Source organism: Streptomyces sp. MB09-02B (assembly GCF_033794485.1).
In the GTDB taxonomy this organism is placed as follows: Bacteria; Actinomycetota; Actinomycetes; order Streptomycetales; family Streptomycetaceae; genus Streptomyces.
In genome coordinates, this window is record NZ_JARGEE010000206.1 from 1 (window position 1) to 16174 (window position 16174).

The window sequence follows — 16174 nt, forward strand, 5'->3', positions numbered from 1 at the left end:
CGTGTCAGGTGGCGGGGCGGGCCGCGACGAGTACCGGCCGCTCGGGGAGGCTGACGGTCACGGAGCTTCCGGCGCCGAGGGCCGCCGCCTCGTGGGCGGGCAGGTCGGCCTTGACCTCGGTTCCGTCGGCGAGCCGTACGGTGAGGCGGATGGCGGCGCCGAGGAACGCGGTGGCGACGACGCGGGCGGCTCCGGTGCCGTCCGCCCGTACGCCGACCGCTTCCGGCCGTACCAGGACGTCCACGTCCGCGGCGTCCGGCACCGTGCCGTCCACGGGGAGCCGTCGGCCGAGGACCTCGACGGTGGTGCCGTCGAGCCGGCCCGGGATCCGGCTCATCGTGCCGACGAACTCGGCGACGAAGGCGGTGGCCGGGCGGCTGTACAACTCGACCGGGGTGGCGCACTGTTCGAGCCGTCCGGCGTGCATCACCGCGACCCGGTCGGCCATGGACAGCGCCTCCTCCTGGTCGTGCGTCACGAAGAGGGTGGTGATGCCCAGCTCCTGCTGGAGCCGGCGGATCTCCTCGCGGAGGGTGAGCCGCACCTTGGCGTCGAGGGCGGAGAGCGGTTCGTCGAGCAGCAGCACGCGGGGCCGCAGGGCCAGCGCCCGGGCGAGGGCGACGCGCTGCTGCTGGCCGCCGGAGAGCTGGTGGGGGTACTGGGCGCCCTTGTCGGCGAGGCCCACGAGATCGAGCAACTCCGCTGCCCGGGATCGTCGTTCGGCCGTGCGCACCTTGCGCATGCGCAGCCCGAAGGCCACGTTGTCGAGGGCGCTGAGGTGCGGGAAGAGGCTGTACGACTGGAAGACCATGCCGGCGTCGCGCCGGTGGGCCGGGACGCGGGTCACGTCCTCGCCGTCGACCAGCACCTCACCGGCGTCGGGGTGTTCGAAGCCGGCGAGCATCCGCAGGGCGGTGGTCTTGCCGCAGCCGGAGGGACCGAGCAGGGCGAGCAGTTCGCCGGGGCGGACGGTCAGGTCGAGGCCGTCGAGGGCGACGGTGGCGCCGAACTCCCGGCGCAGGCCCCGGAATTCGACGGTGGCGGCGGTGTCGGTCGCGGTCTTCTCAAGCACGGTCATGGTTCATCCCCGGGAGGCGGAAGCGGTTCGGGTACGTCCGCCGAAGGAGGCGAGCGCGAGGAGCATGGCCCAGGTGACGAGGAGGCTGAGCACCGAGACGGCCACGGACAGCTGGGCTTGCGAGCCGCTGACGTTGACGATCCACACGGCGAACGGCCGGAAGCCCAGCAGTTGGGCGACGGTGAACTCGCCGAGCACGAGCGCCAGGGTGAGGAAGGCGGAGTTGAGCAGTGCCCCGCGCAGGTTCGGCAGGACGGCCCGCACCAGCGCCTGCGGCCAGCTCGCCCCGCAGCTGCGGGCGGCCTCCACGAGGGTGCGTACGTCCATGGCGCGCAGCCCCGCGTCCAGTGCCCGGTGCACGAAGGGCAGCGCCATCACGACGTAGGCGAGGACCAGCACCACGGGGAAGTCGGGGTTCTGGACGGCGACGAAGGTCTGGAACAGCGGGGTCCGGGAGAGGTGTTCGGGCCCCCACTTGAGGACGGTGCCGAGGCCGGCGACGAACGCGATCGGCGGCACCACCAGCGGCAGGGCGCACACCACCTCGACGACGGGCCGCAGTCTGGGGGCGCCGAGCCGCAGCGCGACCATGGCGGGCACCATCAGCAGCAGCACGACGGCGATGGTCGCGGCGGCCAGCTCCAGCGACAGCAGCAGGCTGGAGACGAAGCCGTCGGTGCCGAGGATCTGCGTGTAGGCGTCGAAGGTGATTCCCTCGCCGGGTACGTCGACCGTGAAGATCACGGAGGCGGCGAGCGGGACGAGGAAGTACAGCCCGGCGCAGGCGAACACGAGCGGACGCCACAGGGCCGGGCGGCGCGCCGACGGGCGCCCCGGGTTCAGGCCAGCCATCGCGCACTCCGTCGTTGCAGGGGCAGGTAGACGGCCATGACCAGCCCGGCGATCAGGACCATGTCGAGGCTGAGGGCTAGCGCCACGTTCTCCTGGCCGACCAGGACGTTGCCGGAGATGGCGTCGGCGATCTGCAGGGTGACCAGCGGGATCGAGCTGCCCACCATGGCCGCGGCGGTGGCGTACGCCGCGAAGGCGCTGCCGAAGAGCAGGACCAGCCCGCCGAGCAGCGAGGGCGCGAGCACGGGCAGGGCCACGTGGAGCCAGTACTGCAGGCCGGTGGCGCCGTTGTTCTGGGCGGCCTCCCGCCACTGGACGCGCAGTCCGTCGAGGGCGGGGGTGATGGTGAGGACCATCAGCGGGATCAGGAAGTACAGGTAGACGATGACCAGGCCCCAGAAGCTGTAGAGGTCCCAGCCCTTGTCCGTGAGGCCCAACTGCCTGGTCAGCACACCGGAGTTGCCGAGGGTGGCGACGAACGCGAAGGCGAGCGGGACCCCGCCGAAGTTGGCGAGCACCCCGGAGGCGGTGAGCACGGCCTCGCGCAGCGCCGGGAAGCGGGAGGTCACCACGGCCTGGGCGAGCGGCAGCCCGAGGACGGCGGCGAGCCCGGCCGCGACGGCGGACAGCTTCACACTGCCGAGCATGGCCGTGAGGTAGGCCCCTTGTACGGAGGCCGACATGTTCGCCGTGGTGTACGACGTGGCGCCCGTCGCCGGGTCCTTGACGGTGAACGCGCCGTTCAGCATGGCGACGGCGGGCAGCCCGAAGGCGATCGCGACGAAGGCCAGCAGCGGGAGCACGGCGAGCCAGCCGCCGGAGCGGGGCCGCCGCTTCACGGAAGCGGCGGCCCCGAGCGCCGGGTCGGCCCCGGTGGCGACGGCGGTCACCCGGAGACCGCCTTGGCCCAGCCCTGCGCGAGCGCGTCCTTGGCCTTGGTCTGCTGCTCCTCGGTCGGGAACTCGGGGGTGCCCGACACCTTCGGCAGCTTGGCGGCGGCCTTCTCGTCCAGCGTGCCGGCCTTCTCCATGGCGGGCATCAGGGCCGGGCGGGCGTAGCCGGCGAGCCACAGGTTCTGGCCCTCGGCGCTGTAGAGGTACTCCTGCCAGAGGCGGGCGGTGGCCGGGTGCGGGGCGTCCTTGTTGATGGCCTGGGAGTAGTACTGCGAGAACTTGCCGTCCTCCGGGACGACGACCTTCCAGTCGACGCCCTTGGACTTGAACTCGTCGGCGTACCCGGCGTTCAGGTAGTCCCAGTCGATGCTGATGGGCGTCTCGCCCTTCTCGACGGTGGCCGGTGTCGACTCGACGGGCGTGTAGTTGCCGTTCTTCTTGAGCTTGGCGAAGAAGTCGAGGCCGGGCTGGATGTCGTCGAACGAACCGCCGCTGGCCAGCGAGGCCGCCCAGACGCCGCCGAAGGCCGACCCGGACTTGGTGGGGTTGCCGTTGAGGGCGACCTGTCCCTTGTACTTCGGCTGCAGCAGGTCGGCGAAGGTCTCCGGGCACTCCTTGACCCGCTTGGCGTCGCACCCGATGGATATGTAGCCGCCGTAGTCGTTGTACCACTGGCCCTTCGGGTCCTTCTGGCCCTCGGGGATGTCGGCGAAGGCGGCCACCTTGTAGGGCGCGAGCAGCCCCTGCTGGGCGGCGCTGATGGCGAAGGAGCTGCCGAGGTCGAGCACGTCGGGCGCGCGGTCCTGTCCCTTGCGGGAGGTGACGGCGTTGATCTCGTCCTGGCTGGCGCCGTCCGGGTTCTCCACCTCGATCTTGATGCCGTACTTCTTCTCGAAGCCGTCGATCAGCGCGCCGTAGTTGGCCCAGTCACGGGGCAGGGCGATCGCGTTGAGCTTGCCCTCCTTCTTGGCCGCCTCGATCAGCGCGTCCATGCCGCCGAAGTCCTCGGCCGAGGTCGCGGTGGCCGCGCTCTTGCCGTCGGCGGTGGTCGTGCTCTCGGGGGCCGCGCCACAGGCGCTGAGGGTGAGTGCGGCGGCGACGGCGAGGCTGCCACCGAGTACGGCGGTTCTCGGCAGGAAGAGGTTCACGGGCTCTCCAGGGGTACGCGCAGGGACGATCTGGGTGGAGCACTTGTCTGAACAAGTTGGCCTCATTAGGTCCGCGCTTCATATCACGCACGTAAACGGCGGCGAAATACTCGTGCACGTTTTCCCACACAATCCCTGGCGGAAGGCCGCGTTCGGCGCCCCCTTCCCCACGTCGTTAGGCTGGTCGCGCTGTGCACAGCGGGCGACCGGACCAGCGGAGGGGGACCATGGCGGCGCGACACGAGGAGATCGCCGAGGCGCTGCGGCGGGCGATCGACCGTGAGGAGTACACGGTGGGCAGTCTGCTGCCGCCGGAGACCGATCTCGCGGCCCGCTACGGCGTCTCACGCGGCACCGTCCGCCAGGCGGTGGCGACCCTGACCGCTGAGGGCCTCATCGGCTCACGTCAGGGTGCCCGCCGTGTGGTCCTGGCCGGCCGCCGCAGTCAGAGCTTCGCGGAGCTGCGCAGCTTCGCCCAGTGGGCGCGCGCGATGGGCCGCGAGGCGACGGGCCGGGTGATCACGCAGGAGTACCGGACGGCCGGCGCCGAAGACCGCGTACGCCTCCAGCTCGCCCCGAACGCCCGGGTGCTGCACGTGCTGCGGCTGCGCGGTCTCGACGGGCAGCCCGTGTTGCTGGAGCGCACGGTCTACGCCGACTGGATCTCCCCGGCCGTCGAGTCCATCGAGGCGGACTGCCCCTCGGTGACCCAGCGCCTGCTCGACGACACGGGCCTGGTCTTCGCCTACGGGGAGCACGTCATCGACGCCGTGGCGGCCGGCGCCCGGGACGCCGAGCTCCTCACCGTGCGCCGCACCAGTCCCCTCCTGCGGGTCCGGCGGGTCACCACCACCCGCGAGGGCCGCCCGGTGGAGTGGTCCGACGACCGCTACCGCCCGGACGCGGTGAGCTTCAGCGTCCACAACTCGATCGGCAACAACGCACTGGCGAGGAAGACCGCGGAGTGACTTGAAAAATCCGGCCACCCAGGGGCGCGGGGAACTGCGCGACAAGCCACGACGCACCCGCACCCGCCAATGAACCGGCCGCCCCGAGCTCTCAGGCAGGCGATCCTGAAGAGAACCTCCGCAACAACGGCGACAGCACCAACACCGACTTGGTCCGCTCGACGAACGGCTCTCCAGCGATCCGCTCCAACACCCGCTCGAAGTGCCGCATATCAGAAGCGAACACCTGAACCACCGCATCGGCCTCCCCGGTGACGGTGGAGGCGGCCACGACCTCCTGATACCGCTCCAGCCCCCGCTGGATCGTCTCCGGCGAGGTGTTGCGCCGGCAGTAGATCTCGACGAACCCCTCGGTCTCCCACCCGAGCGCGGCGGGGTCCACCCGGACGGTGAATCCGGTGATCGCCCCGGTCGCCCGCAGCCGGTCCACCCGGCGCTTCACCGCGGGCGCGGAGAGGCCCACGAGTTGGCCGATGTCGGAGTAGGAGCGGCGGGCGTCCTCGGCGAGGGCGTGCACGATGCGTTCGTCGAGATCGTTCAGCACTGCGGGTGGATCACTTCTCTGGAGTCGCGAGACGGGAACGGCGATAGCCGTAACTGAAGTAGAACACGAGCCCGGCGGCCATCCAGACCCCGAAGACGACCCAGGTCACGCTGTCGAGGCTCCCCATCATCCAGACGCAGAACGCGAATCCCAGCGCGGGCAGCACCGGCGACAGCGGCACCCGGAAAGTCCGCGGCATGTCGGGCCGCGTCCGCCGCAGCACCACGACCGCCACGTTGACCAGCGCGAACGCGAACAGCGTACCGATGCTCGTGGCGTCCGCCAGTTGCCCCAGCGGAATCGCGGCGGCGAGCACACCGCAGAACAGCGAGACGATCACGGTGTTGACGCGCGGCGTACCGGTCCTGGGGTGGACCCGCGAGAACACCTTGGGGACGAGCCCGTCCCGGGACATGGCGAACAGGATGCGGGTCTGTCCGTACAGCACGGTGAGCACCACGCTCGCGATGGCGATGACGGCTCCGGCCGCCAGCAGCGTGCCCCAGAACGCGTCCCCGGTGACGTCCTTCATGATCCCGGCGAGCGCGGCCTCGGACTCGCCGAACCCCTCCCAGGGCCGCGCCCCGATCGCGACGGCGGCGACCAGCACGTACAGCGCGGTGACGATGACCAGCGACAGCATGATGGCGCGCGGCAGGTCGCGCTGCGCGTTCTTCGCCTCCTCACCGGCGGTCGAGGCCGCGTCGAACCCGATGTACGAGAAGAAGAGCGTGGCCCCGGCCGCGCTGACGCCCGCCATGCCGAGCGGCATGAAGTTCTCGTAGTTGCCGGAGCGGAAGCCCTGGAGACCGATGAGGCAGAAGAGCAGCAGGGCGGCGATCTTCACCACGACCATGATCGTGTTGGCCCGCGCCGACTCCCGGGCGCCGCCCAGCAGGAACGCCATCGCGAGCAGGACGACGATCAGCGCGGGCAGGTTGAAGATTCCCCCGTCGCCGGGCGGCGCGGAGAGCGCGGCAGGGATGGTCACGCCGAGGGTCCCGTCCAGCAGCTCGTTGAGGTACTCGCCCCAGCCGACGGCGACGGCCGACACCGACACCCCGTACTCCAGCACCAGGCACCAGCCGCAGACCCAGGCGACCAGCTCGCCCATCGTTGCGTACGCGTACGAGTAGGAGGAGCCGGAGACGGGGATGGTGCCGGCCAGTTCCGCGTACGACAGCGCGGAGAACAGCGCGGTGAGACCGGCGATCACGAAGGAGAGGGTGACGGCGGGACCGGCCTTGGGGACGGCCTCGCCGAGGACGACGAAGATGCCGGTGCCGAGCGTGGCGCCGATGCTGATCATCGTCAGCTGCCACAGTCCGAGGGTCCGCCGCAGCGACCCTCCCTCGCCCTGGCCGCCCTCCGCGACCAGGCGTTCCACGGGCTTGCGGCGCATCAGCCCCGCCCCCAGGCCTCTGGCGGGCGGGGCGGACCGATTCTCATGCTGCGGGGGTGCGCCTTGGTCGAGCACGCGTGGCTCCTTCATCGCTGCCGGTCAGGGCGGGTGAGGACCGACAGCACCGAACAGCAGGGGGCCACCGAGCAGGAGGTCCCCGCCACGCCACGTACAGCGCATGACCCTATGAGCCAGAGCTTCGCGAGCGTAATGCGGCAACCTTGCGCACTCACGCAAGATCGTTGCGTTACCGGCGGGTGCGCGAAGCTTCGTTGCACGACGGGTTTCAGACTGTCGCGTGCGCTGTCAGGAAGAGGGAAACGGCAGCCATGGCCAGGGGCGCGGGGCTGCATTCGATATGCGGCTCCGCCGCGTGGGCGCGACAAGCCACGACGAGCCCGCACCCGCCGACGCACAGCTCCCACCGAGCCCTCAGGCGCCCCTAATTCCAACTCGCATGCAACGGCTTACCCTCCGCGTACCCCGCCGCACTCTGAATCCCCACCACAGCCCGCTCCGCGAACTCCGCCAGCGACCCGGCCCCCGCGTACGTGCAAGAAGACCGCACCCCCGCGATCACCGAGTCGATCAGATCCTCGACCCCCGGCCGAGCCGGATCCAGGAACATCCGCGACGTCGAGATGCCCTCCTCGAACAGCGCCTTGCGCGCCCGGTCGTAGGCCGACTCCTCGCTCGTCCGGTTACGCACCGCCCGCGCGGACGCCATCCCGAACGACTCCTTGTACAGCCGCCCTCCGGCGTCCTGCTGGAGGTCGCCCGGCGACTCGTACGTCCCCGCGAACCACGACCCGACCATCACGTTGGACGCGCCCGCGGCCAGGGCCATGGCGACATCGCGGGGGTGGCGCACACCGCCGTCGGCCCACACGTGCTTCCCGTACTTCTTCGCCTCGGCCGCGCACTCCAGGACGGCGGAGAACTGCGGCCGTCCGACCCCGGTCATCATGCGGGTCGTGCACATCGCGCCGGGCCCGACACCGACCTTGATGATGTCCGCGCCGGCCTCGATCAGGTCCCGCACACCCTCGGCGGCCACGATGTTGCCGGCCACGATCGGCACCCGGGGGTCGAGATCGCGCACCAGCTTGATCGCGTTGATCATCGACTCCTGGTGGCCGTGCGCGGTGTCGATGACGAGCGTGTCGACGCCCGCGTCGAGCAACTGCTCGGCCTTGCCCACGAAGTCGCCGTTGACGCCGACGGCGGCGGCGACCCGCAGCTTGCCGTTCGCGTCGACGGCGGGGCTGTACAGCGTGGCGCGGAGCGCGCCCTTGCGGGTCAGGATGCCCGCGAGACGGCCGTCCCGGTCGACGGCGGGGGCGTACCGGCGGTTGGCCGCGTCGAGGCGGTTGAAGGCCTCACGCGGGTCGATGTCGGCGTCCAGGAGCAACAGGTCCCGGGACATGACGACTTCGAGCTGGGTGAAGCGGTCGACGCCGGTGAGGTCCGCGTCGGTGACGACACCGACGGGCCGGAGCGCCTCGTCGACGACGACGCCCGCGTTGTGCGCGCGCTTCGGCAGCAGGGCCAGCGCGTCGGCGACCGTCTGGTGGGGATTCAGCACGATCGGGGTGTCGAGCACGAGGTGGCGGCTCTTCACCCAGGAGATGACGTCGGTGACGACCTCGATCGGGATGTCCTGCGGGATGACCACCAGGCCACCGCGACGGGCGACCGTCTCGGCCATCCGGCGGCCGGCGATGGCGGTCATGTTGGCGACGACGAGCGGGATGGTGGTGCCCGTGCCGTCCGGGGAGGCCAGGTCCACGCCCTGCCGCGATCCGACGGCGCTACGGCTCGGGACCATGAAGACGTCGTCGTACGTCAGGTCGTACGCGGGCTGGATGTCATTGAGGAAACGCACGTGCCGCACATCCCGGTCGATCAGAGGTGACCCCCTGACAGGACCGCCAGGGGGAAGAGCACGTACCTCATTGTCCCATGTCGACGGGTATGAGCGGCCCCGACGGATCATCCCAAGGGGCGGTGGGCGGCCTAGGAGGATCCTCCGAGAGCGAGCACGATCCGCGCCCCGCGAGGGGCGCGGGGAACTGCGCGATCAACCCCACACAACCCGCGGCCGCCCCCAGACCCCAACCCGGCAGAGGCTCCCACGCCCCGCAGAGCGGACCTATCGCCCGTCCGAGCGGAGCGCTACACCCCGTCCGGATCCGCCCGGTTCAGCGTCGGCCGAGGCGTCTGACCGGCCATCAACAGATAGTCCGCCGCGGACGTGTCGGTGACGAGGCTGGTCACCAGCCCCGACCGCAGCACGGCATCGATCGCGGCAGCCTTCCGCTGCCCGCCCGCGATCGCGACGACCTCGGGGATTCGGCGGAGCTGGTCGGCCTTGACCGTGATGCACCGCTCGCCGAGGTCGCGCCCGACCCGGCGGCCGTCGGCGTCGAAGAGGTGCGCCGACATCTCGGCGGCGACCCCGAGGGAGGCGTAGTGCCCCCGCTCCTCGTCGCTGAGCATGTCGTGCACCGTGGAGATGCCGGCCTCCCAGGACCCGATGGAGACGCAGGCGACCGTGACCTTGTCGAAGTACTCGAAGGCCCGCGCGATCCCGGTCTGGTGGCGCAGCGCGGCCGCGGTGGCCGCGTCCGGCAGCAGCATCGGCGCATAGATGGGGTGGGCGTCGCCGCCCGACACCTGCGCGGCCCGCCGTACCGCCTCGACCGAGCCGCGCTCGGCGGTCCCGGCGTCGTACACGCCCGTCAACTGCACCACCGTGCAGGGCGGCAGGCGGTCCAGGGCCGCCGCCATGTGGATGGTGGAGCGGCCCCAGGCCAGCCCGAGCACATCGCCCTCGTTGACCAGTTCGCCGAGCAGGTCCGCGGCGACCTCGCCGAGGTTCTCCGGGTCGGGGGACTCCTCGGCGTCTGCCGGGGACTCGACGACCACGGCGTGCCGCAGGCCGTACCGGGCCCGCAGCGCGTCGGAACGCTCCGCGTCCAGCTCCGCCGGGACACGGATCTCGATCCGTACGAGATCCCTCTCGAGGGCGGTCTCCAGGACCCGGGCCACCTTGAAGCGGCTCACGCCGAACTCCTCGGCGATCTGGATCTTGGACTTGCCCTCGAGGTAGAAACGGCGTGCCATGGCCGCCGCCTGAACCAGCTCAGCGGGTCCCATCCGCATGGCTGACCGGCCCGCCGACATACCCGACACGGTCATCTCCTCACTGCTCTTCACACATGGATACGCCGTTCATCCTTGCAGATCCGACGTTTTCGATCAGCCCGAAGGAACGGCGTTCACGTTTCCTTGGCCCTCTGGACGCACGACGTGCCCCGTCGGCCTCGGCGTTCGCCCGGGCGTTCCTCCGCAATTCAGTGGCCGAAGGGCCGGCATTCAGTGGCCGCAGGCCCAGCCCGCCGTCGCCGTCGCGGCCTCCGCCTGCGCCCGCAGCGCGCGAACCGCCTCGGCCGGGTCCTCGGCCCCGTACACCGCGGAACCTGCCACGAAGACGTCCGCACCCGCCTCGGCGCAGCGCTCGATGGTGGACGCGGCGACGCCGCCGTCGACCTGGAGCCACAGGTCGAGGCCGTGCTTGCTGATCAACTCGCGGGTCCGGCGGATCTTCGGGAGCATGATGTCGAGAAAGGCCTGGCCTCCGAAGCCCGGTTCGACCGTCATGATCAGCACCATGTCGAGCTCGGGCAGCAGGTCCTCGAACGGCTCGATCGGCGTAGCGGGCCTGAGCGCCATGGAGGCCTTGGCACCCTTGGCCCGGATCTCGCGGGCGAGCCGCACCGGTGCGGCGGCCGCCTCCACGTGGAAGGTGACGGAACCGGCACCCGCTTCCACGTACTGGGGCGCCCACCGATCGGGGGCCTCGATCATCAGATGGCAGTCCAGCGGCGTATCCGTCGCACGGGCCAGGGACTCTACGACCGGCACACCGAGCGTGAGGTTCGGGACGAAATGGTTGTCCATCACGTCTACATGGAGCCAGTCGGCTCCCTCGACCGCCTTCGCCTCGTCGGCGAGACGGGCGAAGTCGGCGGACAGGATGCTGGGGTTGATCTGCGCGGCCATGGGCCAAGCCTGCCATGCCCTCCGGGGGTTGCGGGCATCGGTCCGGGGTGTAGACGGTGGTTCGTCGGCCGCGGGCCCGTCGTGGTCGCTCGCACCCACGCGGCGGAGCCGCATATGTCTCTGCCCCGCGCCCCTTACCGGGCGCGACCCTGGAGGTGGGCATGACAGGCAACCGGGGCATCGGGCATCTCGTCTGCGGGCAGCGCGCCAAGTGGATCGTGCTGGGGCTGTGGCTGGTGGTGCTGTTCGTGGTGGCGCCGTTCGCCACGAAGCTCACGGACGCGCAGGACAACGACGCCGCCTCGTGGCTGCCGGGCTCGGCGGAGTCCACCCAGGTCCTGGAGATCTCCGAGGGCTTCCGGCCCGAGCAGATCCCGGCCGTGGTCGTCTACACCCGGGAGAGCGGCCTGACCCCCGAGGACCGGGCGACGATCGAGGCGGACGTACGGGAGCTCAAGCAGCTGACCGACCACAAGATCATCGGCGATCAGACCCGCGGCCCTGTCTACGACCGCGCGGTCGACCCCAGGGCCGCCCAGGTCTACGTGCCGATCACGATGGACGAGAAGGGCTGGGAGCGGATCGCGCCCGCGGTCGACTCGATCCGGGACGATGTGGGCGAGGGCGCCAACGGGATGTCCGTGCACATCACGGGCCCGGGCGGTACGTCCGCCGACTTCTCGGAAGCCTTCGAGGGCATCGACTCGACACTGCTGCTCTCGGCGATGGCCGTCGTCATCGTGATGCTCCTGCTCACCTACCGCAGCCCGACCCTCATCCTGGTGCCGCTGCTCGCGGTCATCGCGGCCCTGTTCACGGCCCAGGCCCTGATCTATCTGCTCGCGGAACACGCCGGTCTGACCGTGAACGGACAGAGCGCCGGCATCCTCACCGTCCTCGTCTTCGGCGCGGGCACCGACTACGCCCTGCTGCTCGTGGCCCGCTACCGCGAGGAGCTGCGCCGTCACGAGGACCGCCACGAGGCGATGGCCCTCGCCCTGCACCGGGCGGGCCCGGCGGTGCTGGCGTCCGGCGCGACGGTGGTGCTGAGCATGCTGGTGCTGCTGGCCGCCGAGATGAACTCCACGAGCGGTCTGGGTCCGGTGGCGGCCATCGGGGTGGCGGTCGCGCTGCTCGCGATGATGACGCTGTTCCCCGCGCTACTGGTGATCTTCGGCCGCTGGATCTTCTGGCCGGTGATCCCGCACCTCGGCAGCGCCGACCCCACCGAGCGGGGTGTGTGGGCCCGGATGGGCCACCGTTTCTCCCGCCGCCCCCGGACGGTCTGGGTGGCGACGGCGGCCGCCCTCGCGCTGTGCTCGCTGGGCCTGATCCAGCTGCGCGCGGAAGGCATCAGCAACGCCGACGCCTTCACCGGCAAACCGGACTCGATCGTCGGCCAGGAAGTATCCGCTCGCTATTTCCCGGCGGGCAGCGGCGATCCCCTGGTGATCATCAGCAACCAGGCGCAGGCCCGGGAGGTGGGCCGGGTCGTCGCCGACACGGAAGGGGTCGTGCCCGACTCACTCGGTCTGCCACCCGGCACGAAACCCGCGAACGACGGCAAGGTCCTCTTCGAGGCGACCATGTCCGACCCTGCCGACAGCGAGGCCGCGAAGGACACCGTCGAGCGGGTCCGGGACGCCGTCCACGAGGTGCCGGACACCGACGCCCAGGTCGGCGGTGGTACGGCGTCCCTGCTGGACATGGACGAGGCGACCACCCACGACAACATCCTGATCATCCCGCTGGTGCTGATCGTGGTTCTGCTGATCCTCTGCGCCCTGCTCCGCGCCCTGATCGCCCCGCTCCTGCTGATCGGGACGGTGATCCTGTCCTTCGCCGCCGCGCTGGGCCTCAGCGCGCTCGCCTTCAGACACCTCTTCGACTACGCGGGCGAGTCGACCGACTTCCCCCTGTTCGTCTTCGTGTTCCTGGTCGCCCTGGGCATCGACTACAACATCTTCCTGACCACCCGTATCCGCGAGGAGGCCGCCCGCCAGGGCACCCGCAAGGCCGTGGTGACGGGCCTGGCGACGACCGGCGCGGTGATCACCTCGGCCGGCCTGGTCCTCGCCGGCACCTTCGCCGCCTTGGGCACACTCCCCATGGTCGCCTTCGCCGAGATCGGCTTCGCGGTCGCCCTGGGCGTCCTCCTGGACACCTTCATCGTCCGCTCCGTGCTGGTCACGGCCCTGTTCCTGGACGTCGGCCCGAAGGTGTGGTGGCCCCACCGGCTGGCCCGGGAGGACGGCGGCACACCGCCGCCGCCGAAGGAACCGGTGGGAAGCACCGCCGGGCCGGACGGCTGACAGGGTGGAACGTCACGCGACCCGGCGGATGAGGGCCAGATACATGGCGTCCGTCCCGTGCAGGTGCGGCCACAGCTGGACGTCGGGCCCCTCGCCCAGCGCCGGTACGCCCTCCAGCAGGGGCCGCGCGTCGATCAGATCGGCCGCGCCGCCGTACTGCTTGAGCACGTCGTCGACGACCGCGCGGGTCTCGGCGAGATGCGGCGAGCAGGTGGCATAGCCGACGACCCCGCCGACCCGTACGGACTCCAGCGCGGTCCGCAGCAGCGCCCGCTGGAGCGGGGCGAACCCGTCCAGGTCCTCGGGCCGCCGCCGCCAACGCGCCTCGGGGCGCCGCCGCAGGGCCCCCAGCCCCGTACAGGGCACGTCCATCAGCACCCGGTCGAACGCCCCCGGCCGCCAGGGCGGACGCGTCCCGTCGGCGGCGATCACCTGGTAGGGCCCGGGATTGCCGTCCAGCGCCTTGGCGACCAGCCCGGCCCGGTGCGGCTGCTTCTCGGAGGCGAGCAGCACGGCCCCGCGCTCGGCGGCGAGGGCGGCGAGCAGTGCGGCCTTGCCGCCGGGCCCGGCACACCCGTCGAGCCACGCCTTGTCGGAACCCTCCAAGGGGGCGTTGGCGAGAGCGAGCGCCACCAACTGGCTGCCCTCGTCCTGCACACCCGCACGGCCCTCCCGTACGGCGTCCACGGCACCCGGCTCCCCGCCCTCGGAGAGCCGCACGGCGTACGGCGACCAGCGCCCCGCCACCGCGGCCTCCTCCCGGAGCAGTTCCTCGGCGGTGGACCGTCCCGGCCGGGCGACGAGCGTCACCTCGGGCCGCTCGTTGTCGGCCTCCAACAGATCCTCGATCCCGGCCCGCCCACCGCCGAGAGAGTCCCACAGCGCGGAGACGACCCAGCGGGGATGCGAGTGCACGACCGCGAGGTGGTCCTCAGGGTCGTCCTCATAGGGCGGCGCAACCTGCTCCAGCCAGCCGTCGAGGTCGTGCCGCGCGACCTTGCGCAGCACGGCGTTCACGAACTTGGCCCGCCCGTCGCCGAGCACGACGCGCGCGAGGTCGACGGAGGCGGACACGGCAGCGTGCGTCGGGATACGGGTGCCCAGCAGCTGGTGCACGCCGAGGCTCAGCACATCGAGCACCGGCGGGTCGACCTCACGCAAGGGCCGGTCCACACACTCCGCGATGACCGCGTCGTACGTCCCCTGCCGCCGCAGCGTCCCGTACACCAGCTCGGTCGCCAGCGCCGCGTCCCGGCCGTCGAACTTCTCGGGCCCCTCCTTCTCCCGAGCCCGGCGCAGCAGCGGCGGCAGGACGAGGTTCGCGTACGCGTCCCGTTCGTCCACGGCCCTGAGCGCCTCGAAGGCGAGCATACGGACGGGGTCCTTCTGAGGACGGCGGTACGGCTTGCCCGGCTTACGCGGACGGGACTGCTCACTCACGAAAAAGGTGCTCCGGATACGGGACGAGATACCACGGCCAGGGTACGCCGCGGGCGCGGACCACCGGGCGTCGGCCGTGGATGCCTGCGGGCAGGGCGACGACGGGCTTGGCGAGAAAAGGGATCGAGAATCGGGGATGGGGGATGGGGGATCGAGGACCGGGCATCGGGCATCGGGCACCGGGCACCGGGAAGACCGAGCCGCTCAGTCTCCGACCGACTCGCCGGACTCGATCCGCACCCCGCGCGCCCAGTCGGCGGCCCGCATCGGCTTCTTGCCCTGCGCCTGCACCCAGAGCAGTTCCACGGCGTACGACCCGGTCCCCACGTACACGTGGTTCTTGCCGACTTCGAGCGCCCCCGGGGCGAGTTCGGTCCGCTCGGGCACCGGCACGACCTGGACGAGCTTCAGCCGCTCCCCACGGAACGTCGTCCACGCGCCCGGGGCGGGCGTGCAACCGCGCACGACCCGGTCGACGCGCAGTGCGGGGGTGGCCCAGTCGATCCGGGCGTCCTCCACGGTGATCTTCGGCGCGAGGGTGATCCCGTCGACGGGCTGGGGCACGGCCTTCAGGGCTCCGTCCTCGATCCCGTCCATCGTGGCGGCGAGCAGCCCGGAGCCCGCGAAGGCGAGCCGGGTCAGCAGATCCCCGCTCGTGTCGGTCGGCCGGATCTCCTCGGTGACCGTGCCGTACACCGGCCCCGAGTCGAGCCCCTCCTCGATCAGGAAGGTGGACGCCCCCGTGATCTCGTCGCCGGCCATGATCGAGTGCTGCACGGGCGCGGCGCCCCGCCAGGCGGGCAGCAGGGAGAAGTGCAGGTTGACCCAGCCGTGGACGGGCACGTCGAGGGCGACCCGGGGCAGCAGGGCCCCGTAGGCGACGACGGGACAGCAGTCGGGCGCGATCTCCCGGAGCCGCGCCAGAAACGCCTCGTCCCGGGGCCGGTGGGGCTTCAGCACCTCGATGCCGGCCTCCTCCGCCCGCTGCGCCACCGGGCTCGCGATCAGGCGCCGCCCCCGCCCCGCCGGAGCGTCCGGCCGCGTCACGACCGCGGCCACCTCATGCCTCCCGGACGCGATCAGGGCGTCCAACGCGGGAACAGCGACCTCTGGGGTACCGGCGAAGACGAGCTTCATGGATGTCTGACGGCCTCTCGGACAAAAGTTCGTACGCCCCACGCGACAACGGGGACAACACCCCAGTCTATGTTCCACCCGCACCACCCCGACGGCCCGCGGCACGCACGGACGGCCCGCGGTCGCCGACGGCGAGGAACCCCCACGGGAGACCCGTACTTCTCGGCCAAGGAGCAACCGGCGGTGCGCGGGTGGGAGAACCAGGCCAGAGCCCAGCGGCAGCGGGGGCGCACCCCCACCCACGCGCCCCACGCATATGCCCCTTATACCCAATCTCCAACCCACGCGGCCAGCCAAAAAACACGTATGCGGTCTTTACTTTAAAAAAAAAAAAA

The 16174-nt window shown here is 71.2% G+C and carries 13 protein-coding genes; 2 read left to right on the forward strand and 11 right to left on the reverse strand.

Features of this window, described 5'->3' with window-relative positions:
• Window positions 1–4: 4 nt before the first annotated feature.
• The 4 genes from P1P70_RS25960 to P1P70_RS25975 are packed head-to-tail and all read right to left on the reverse strand — an operon-like array spanning window position 5 to window position 3971.
• On the reverse strand, window positions 5–1078 hold the full coding sequence (locus tag P1P70_RS25960) for an ABC transporter ATP-binding protein (protein ID WP_319241769.1): 1074 nt from the start codon (window positions 1076–1078) through the stop codon (window positions 5–7).
• 3 nt (window positions 1079–1081) lie between these two features.
• Window positions 1082–1930: an ABC transporter permease gene (locus tag P1P70_RS25965; RefSeq protein WP_319241771.1), complete on the reverse strand. Its 849-nt coding sequence runs from the start codon at window positions 1928–1930 to the stop codon at window positions 1082–1084.
• Window positions 1918–2820 (reverse strand): ABC transporter permease, encoded by a 903-nt coding sequence (locus P1P70_RS25970; RefSeq protein WP_319241773.1) that lies wholly within the window; start codon window positions 2818–2820, stop codon window positions 1918–1920. Before P1P70_RS25970 ends, P1P70_RS25965 begins: the two co-directional genes overlap by 13 nt.
• Window positions 2817–3971: an ABC transporter substrate-binding protein gene (locus P1P70_RS25975; protein ID WP_319241775.1), complete on the reverse strand. Its 1155-nt coding sequence runs from the start codon at window positions 3969–3971 to the stop codon at window positions 2817–2819. Before P1P70_RS25975 ends, P1P70_RS25970 begins: the two co-directional genes overlap by 4 nt.
• Before the next feature lie 227 nt (window positions 3972–4198).
• Here P1P70_RS25975 and P1P70_RS25980 point away from each other — a divergent pair, with 227 nt between their 5' ends.
• Window positions 4199–4939 (forward strand): GntR family transcriptional regulator, encoded by a 741-nt coding sequence (locus P1P70_RS25980; RefSeq protein ID WP_319241777.1) that lies wholly within the window; start codon window positions 4199–4201, stop codon window positions 4937–4939.
• A gap of 91 nt (window positions 4940–5030) precedes the next feature.
• On the opposite strand, the gene P1P70_RS25985 is transcribed toward P1P70_RS25980, so the two are convergent.
• From P1P70_RS25985 to rpe, 5 genes are all read right to left on the reverse strand, one after another.
• Entirely contained in the window at window positions 5031–5483 is a 453-nt protein-coding gene (locus tag P1P70_RS25985) for an Lrp/AsnC family transcriptional regulator (protein ID WP_045557267.1), read from the reverse strand.
• Between the two features lie 10 nt (window positions 5484–5493).
• Window positions 5494–6960, reverse strand: a complete 1467-nt coding sequence (locus tag P1P70_RS25990; protein ID WP_319241780.1) for an amino acid permease — start codon at window positions 6958–6960, stop codon at window positions 5494–5496.
• Window positions 6961–7327: 367 nt separating this feature from the next.
• Window positions 7328–8770 carry a GuaB1 family IMP dehydrogenase-related protein gene (locus P1P70_RS25995; RefSeq protein WP_319241782.1) on the reverse strand — a complete coding sequence of 481 codons (1443 nt, stop codon included), beginning with the start codon at window positions 8768–8770 and terminating at the stop codon, window positions 7328–7330.
• Between the two features lie 290 nt (window positions 8771–9060).
• On the reverse strand, window positions 9061–10104 hold the full coding sequence (locus P1P70_RS26000) for a sugar-binding domain-containing protein (protein WP_319241784.1): 1044 nt from the start codon (window positions 10102–10104) through the stop codon (window positions 9061–9063).
• A 159-nt stretch (window positions 10105–10263) separates the two neighbouring features.
• Window positions 10264–10950: a ribulose-phosphate 3-epimerase gene (rpe, locus tag P1P70_RS26005; RefSeq protein ID WP_319241787.1), complete on the reverse strand. Its 687-nt coding sequence runs from the start codon at window positions 10948–10950 to the stop codon at window positions 10264–10266.
• 161 nt (window positions 10951–11111) lie between these two features.
• On the opposite strand from rpe, the gene P1P70_RS26010 reads away from it, so the two are divergent.
• Window positions 11112–13262, forward strand: a complete 2151-nt coding sequence (locus P1P70_RS26010) for an MMPL family transporter (RefSeq protein ID WP_319241789.1) — start codon at window positions 11112–11114, stop codon at window positions 13260–13262.
• 12 nt (window positions 13263–13274) lie between these two features.
• On the opposite strand, the gene P1P70_RS26015 is transcribed toward P1P70_RS26010, so the two are convergent.
• Window positions 13275–14702 (reverse strand): RsmB/NOP family class I SAM-dependent RNA methyltransferase, encoded by a 1428-nt coding sequence (locus P1P70_RS26015; RefSeq protein ID WP_319241791.1) that lies wholly within the window; start codon window positions 14700–14702, stop codon window positions 13275–13277.
• A 204-nt stretch (window positions 14703–14906) separates the two neighbouring features.
• Complete coding sequence (gene fmt, locus P1P70_RS26020) at window positions 14907–15839, reverse strand: methionyl-tRNA formyltransferase (RefSeq protein WP_319241794.1); 933 nt, start codon at window positions 15837–15839, stop codon at window positions 14907–14909.
• Window positions 15840–16174 lie beyond the last annotated feature (335 nt).

Excerpts from the sequence above, each read along its gene's own strand:
- P1P70_RS25980 (WP_319241777.1), top strand. The coding sequence starts at position 4,199 with ATGGCGGCGCGACACGAGGAGATCGCCGAGGCGCTGCGGCGGGCGATC.
- rpe (WP_319241787.1), bottom strand. The coding sequence starts at position 10,950 with ATGGCCGCGCAGATCAACCCCAGCATCCTGTCCGCCGACTTCGCCCGT.
- fmt (WP_319241794.1), bottom strand. The coding sequence starts at position 15,839 with ATGAAGCTCGTCTTCGCCGGTACCCCAGAGGTCGCTGTTCCCGCGTTG.
- P1P70_RS26010 (WP_319241789.1), top strand. The coding sequence starts at position 11,112 with ATGACAGGCAACCGGGGCATCGGGCATCTCGTCTGCGGGCAGCGCGCC.
- P1P70_RS25965 (WP_319241771.1), bottom strand. The coding sequence starts at position 1,930 with ATGGCTGGCCTGAACCCGGGGCGCCCGTCGGCGCGCCGCCCGGCCCTG.
- P1P70_RS25960 (WP_319241769.1), bottom strand. The coding sequence starts at position 1,078 with ATGACCGTGCTTGAGAAGACCGCGACCGACACCGCCGCCACCGTCGAA.